This is a genomic window from Pectobacterium betavasculorum, from assembly GCF_000749845.1.
Classification (GTDB): Bacteria; Pseudomonadota; Gammaproteobacteria; order Enterobacterales; family Enterobacteriaceae; genus Pectobacterium; species Pectobacterium betavasculorum.
In genome coordinates, this window is record NZ_JQHM01000033.1 from 1 (window position 1) to 4392 (window position 4392).

Annotated in this window: 6 protein-coding genes; 3 read left to right on the plus strand and 3 right to left on the minus strand. The window is 36.5% G+C overall.

The genetic code is table 11. The features are described 5' to 3' along the window. The first annotated feature begins 137 nt into the window (after positions 1 to 137). The 3 genes from KP22_RS23100 (at position 138) to KP22_RS20890 (ending at position 1664) form a co-directional block, all read left to right on the plus strand. Positions 138 to 332 (plus strand): DUF4755 domain-containing protein, encoded by a 195-nt coding sequence (locus tag KP22_RS23100; protein ID WP_052012568.1) that lies wholly within the window; start codon positions 138 to 140, stop codon positions 330 to 332. 6 nt (positions 333 to 338) lie between these two features. Further along, on the plus strand, positions 339 to 716 hold the full coding sequence (locus tag KP22_RS20885) for an META domain-containing protein (RefSeq protein ID WP_039326232.1): 378 nt from the start codon (positions 339 to 341) through the stop codon (positions 714 to 716). 252 nt (positions 717 to 968) lie between these two features. Next, complete coding sequence (locus KP22_RS20890; RefSeq protein ID WP_039326236.1) at positions 969 to 1664, plus strand: hypothetical protein; 696 nt, start codon at positions 969 to 971, stop codon at positions 1662 to 1664. Between the two features lie 213 nt (positions 1665 to 1877). Here KP22_RS20890 and KP22_RS20900 read toward each other — a convergent pair whose 3' ends face one another. From KP22_RS20900 to KP22_RS20910, 3 genes are all read right to left on the minus strand, one after another. Then, entirely contained in the window at positions 1878 to 2357 is a 480-nt protein-coding gene (locus tag KP22_RS20900; RefSeq protein ID WP_039326242.1) for an Hcp family type VI secretion system effector, read from the minus strand. 194 nt (positions 2358 to 2551) lie between these two features. After that, positions 2552 to 2962, minus strand: coding sequence for a hypothetical protein (locus tag KP22_RS20905; protein ID WP_039326244.1), 411 nt, complete (start codon positions 2960 to 2962; stop codon positions 2552 to 2554). A 1028-nt stretch (positions 2963 to 3990) separates the two neighbouring features. Next, complete coding sequence (locus KP22_RS20910; RefSeq protein ID WP_081926266.1) at positions 3991 to 4260, minus strand: IS3 family transposase; 270 nt, start codon at positions 4258 to 4260, stop codon at positions 3991 to 3993. Positions 4261 to 4392 lie beyond the last annotated feature (132 nt).

Genomic DNA, 4392 nt, shown 5'->3' on the forward strand with positions numbered 1-4392 from the left:
GCTTTGGCCATGGTTCGTGCGCTGAACAAAATGACGAAGGCTGGCATGCCTGCAAGTGTACTTATTGCCTGAAGAGTGGCCTGTTACAGGAAGGCTCGCCTCAAATCTGATTTATTCAACAAAGCCATATTAATAGTATGAGAATAGCGAGAAACCAGAATGAAACAGGCTTTTTTATCACAGTGAGAGATATTCAAAATCCCGAATGGCATATCAGGTTCTTCCCTAAGGAAGGCTCTTTTAAATCTCAACAAGGGCTTAACAGCCTGCGCAAGCAAATGAACCAGTGGATGGAAGTCTTTGACCAAATCGTGAATGGAAACAAGGGTTAAAAACACATGAAAAAAATCATCATCGCAGCATTAGTCTCACTGTGTCTTGTCGGCTGCACATCCACTGGCAACCAGTCACTAAAGAACGAAACACAGGAAAGCGTGAAAACAAAGCTGATCAAAGAAAAAACAACAAAAAGGGATGTATTGGATTCATTTGGTGAGCCTAATCATCGCATGGTGATCGACGGCGAAGACCGATGGATTTACACGATGTATAACAGCCAGATGAAAGCAACCTCGTTCATTCCTATTGTCGGCGGGTTATTCACTGGCGGTAATGACACACAAACCAAATCTCTCATCATCACGTTTAAAGGTGAAAAAGTCAGTTCTTATGAATTCAGTTCAGGTGCAAGTGAAATTAAGAATGGTGTGTTTTAAATAAAACACTGCCACATCAGGGAAAGCATCAGCCCGTAGCGCAAAACTACGGGCTTTTTTCATCACAATCGACAACCACGAAATTTCATTTATATAAGGATATATTATCGTCTTCTCTAAAAAAACGATACTTTCACACTATAATTAGTAGGATGCAAATTACCAGACCAGCAAATACATTGAAATGTTATCAGTTATTCGGGTAAACTACCCACATAAAGGGAGAGGAACAGTCTAATAAAAGGATGTAATATGCAATTATCAGAATATTTAAAATATAAAATGGAATCTGACAGAGTTCTCGCTACCCACCTGGACAGTATGGCAGATAAAATTAAAGATAATACAATAAAAATTGGTGATGATTTATACAGTGGTATAGAAAGAGCAACATGGTATTCATCCTGTTTTATAGAAAAATATAATTCTGACTGCCAACAACTAAAATCTGAAAATGAAAGAATGTATTTGGCTATTAAACAGATATACAAAAGAAAAGATGTAATAATAGATATACTAATAGAGTATCTCAAAATACTTTTGAAAGATACTGAAGAAAGAGAGCAAAAATTAATAGCTAAAGCCATATTAGGCGTATCGGTTGCATCAGAGTTCGCAACAAGCCGGGCAGTAAAAATGTCAGTCGCTTATCTGCTTGCAAAGCATATTGCAACTTCGTTGAATTTTTCATTATCTATTCGCAGAAATATTAATAAATACTCGCTGATAGGGCTGAGTGCTCTCACATTTCATGGGAAAGTTCAGAAGGCGGCAATGTCTGCACGACACCTGCATGATGTATGCCCAGAACTATACTGGTCTCTCTATGCTATGCAGGTTGAGATGTTATATTTCGTATTTGAAGAGCGCCTGTCCCCCTACGTGCCAAGAAATCCCTATGACAAAATCGACATCACAGAAGCAATAAACGGAATTCTAAAAAAATGAGCTTAAAGAAAATCTTTTCTTATGCAGTTAAAGAATTTATTAACACCTATACCACAATGGCGTTAATGATTGGTTTAGGTGTTTTATTCTACGAATTCATCCCTGAGCATTGGGGTAAGCTGACTATTCTTTCAATTATTATTATCGTTTATGTAGACATAAAGTTTTTTTCAAAAAAATCAGGCCGAAAATAATTCGGCCTTTAATATAATCTTAGTAGGCTACATTCTGCCAAAGCATGTAAGCGCTTGTTCTTGCAATAACATGCTCCCATTCAATAGAAGCAAATTTGAATGATACGCTTTCCTGTGGCTGAACTTCATTGTGTGTCAGTGAGTTAGGGTAAAAAAAACGGATATTGCTGATAAGTGCATCCCGAAGCTTCATCTTGAAGTAAAGTTCATTTCCACCAGACTGCGCCGTTCGGTAGAACGAAAAAATGCACTCCAGTTTTTCCTTATCATTGATTGCCTGAGCAAACAATGGTGTGGCTTTATCAATTGGCTTTCTGATTTCTACAGGAAGCATTGAAATATTTTCTTCCCGACTAATGTTATTCACCAACTCATAAACAAAAATTTCATTCTCATGGGCCGATTGATACTTGTTGCCAATAGAGTCCAGAGATGAACATCCTGCTGATATCAGTCCCTGTTTTTCCCCGGTAACGCTAAGATAAATAAGATTGGACATTATGCCTCCATACAAAGAAATCCCATTCTACGGTTCGGAGCCGTAGTCTCTGTTGCATGGATATAATACTCTCTCAGGTGAATTTTTAAAATACAACAGGCCATAATTTATATATCAACGTTTTATTTTTATGGAGTATAGTAATTGTATAATAAAAGGTCTCATCTAAGAGACACCTTTTATATTAAGCAATATCACAATCGACAACCACTTTTCTTAGTCACTACAGCAGCCCTTATCAACTTGTTGGCGTCATACTTCTTCTTCTCATGAACGTAGATTCGCTCAGTTCTTCCACCATTATTGGTGATAAAGCTGATGATGGAGAGAAATACCTTGTTCAGACGGGCTTTATCTATCAAATCATCACTGATTTTTTCGATATGACAATAGTAAGAAAGAAGCAGAAAACTCAGCACAACTTCACGATTCGAGAACGTCAGATTTTCTATGTCTTGCTGGTATTTAATGTAAAACCCGGCACAAAAAAGGTATGATTGCTCTATAATTTCTTTTTCTTCAAAGCCTGATTGAGTAAGCTTATCAACAAATCTATCAAGTAGAAGGAGGTATCTTTCCATTATATTCATATTTATTTTTTTCATATATGCATCCTTGCATTTAAATAAAATTTTTATGTCATCCTGACAATTAATTCATACCAGTATTAAATTAAAAATCAAGTCAATCGTAAAAATATATTTACACTGGAATATAATATTTACACATAAGTATATTAACAATTCAGTTCCATTAAAGTGATTTTCGTTGTGTTCATTATGCCTAAAATAGGAAATACTTTACAAAAAAGTATAGGTGTCATATATATCAAAAAACCGAGGGTAAACTTTACAAAAAAATTATTATTAAAATATAAATCTATCCCTCTGATTCAGGGTTATTACAGGCGAAAATTTTACATTTAGGTATCAGGTGTGCATAAAATTTTTATGCACACCTGATACCTAGAAAACCCTTTAAATAGAATATCTTACCTATGACTTGTCAAATATTTTGTAAAAAATAAAGCCATTATCAGATATAAACTTTACATTTTCGAGGTATTATTAAATTTAATCATCCTGAATATACCAAAAAATATATTAAAAAATATGATATGCACTTGTATTCTCTCTGTAAAAAATATATACGCAAGAAGTTTAATTTACGTCTTCGGTCTTCTATAAAAATAAAAATCCATAAACATTACGGTTGAGGATGTCTGTAAGCGTGCAGTATCACTTTTCCAGAGCATAGCTAAAGAGTGTGATGCCTGTATGAAAAATCCTCCACATGGGTTTCCCATACCTGGGGAAACCTCTGATTTTTCAGGCATGGTTCTGACGGGGAGCACAATGGGGAGTAAATATTGAATAAAAGTCAAAAAACAATCATATTACATTGATTTTTAATAAAAATTAACACGCATTCAATATTAAGATTCGAATATTGAGTAGTGTCTCACGCGATCTCGCGTTGTCTCACTAAGTCTCGTCAGGATAAAAAGGCCATTGTAAATCATGGTCTTTTTTGTTTTATATAGTCTCATATCGTATCACTACAGCGCGTGTTTTGTGTGTACATAGACGTGTACATACTGGATTGATCTGCCCCTGAAATTATTCCCACCTAATTACGCCGCCATTTCATAATCCACCGGCGTTTGATAACCCAGCGTCGAATGTTTGCGACGGCGATTGTAAAACACCTCAATATAATCAAACAGAGCGTTCATCGCCTGTTCTCTGCTGATAAACGCTTTGCCCCGCATCAGTTCCGTTTTCAACGTGTGATAGAAGCTTTCCATTACCGCATTGTCGTAACAGCAACCCTTTCCGCTCATTGAGCAGCGTAAATCGTTATCTTTCAGTACATCCCGATATCGATGGCTCGCATATTGAATCGTGCCGGCTGTTCGTCGTCACTTTATAGCGCGTCTGATTCGCGGCTTTCAGACCGCACTGTTTCATCAAACGACTGATGCGGCTTTTACCGTGAAAACGCTGCTCATCGCGTAAATCACTTTGCAGACGAC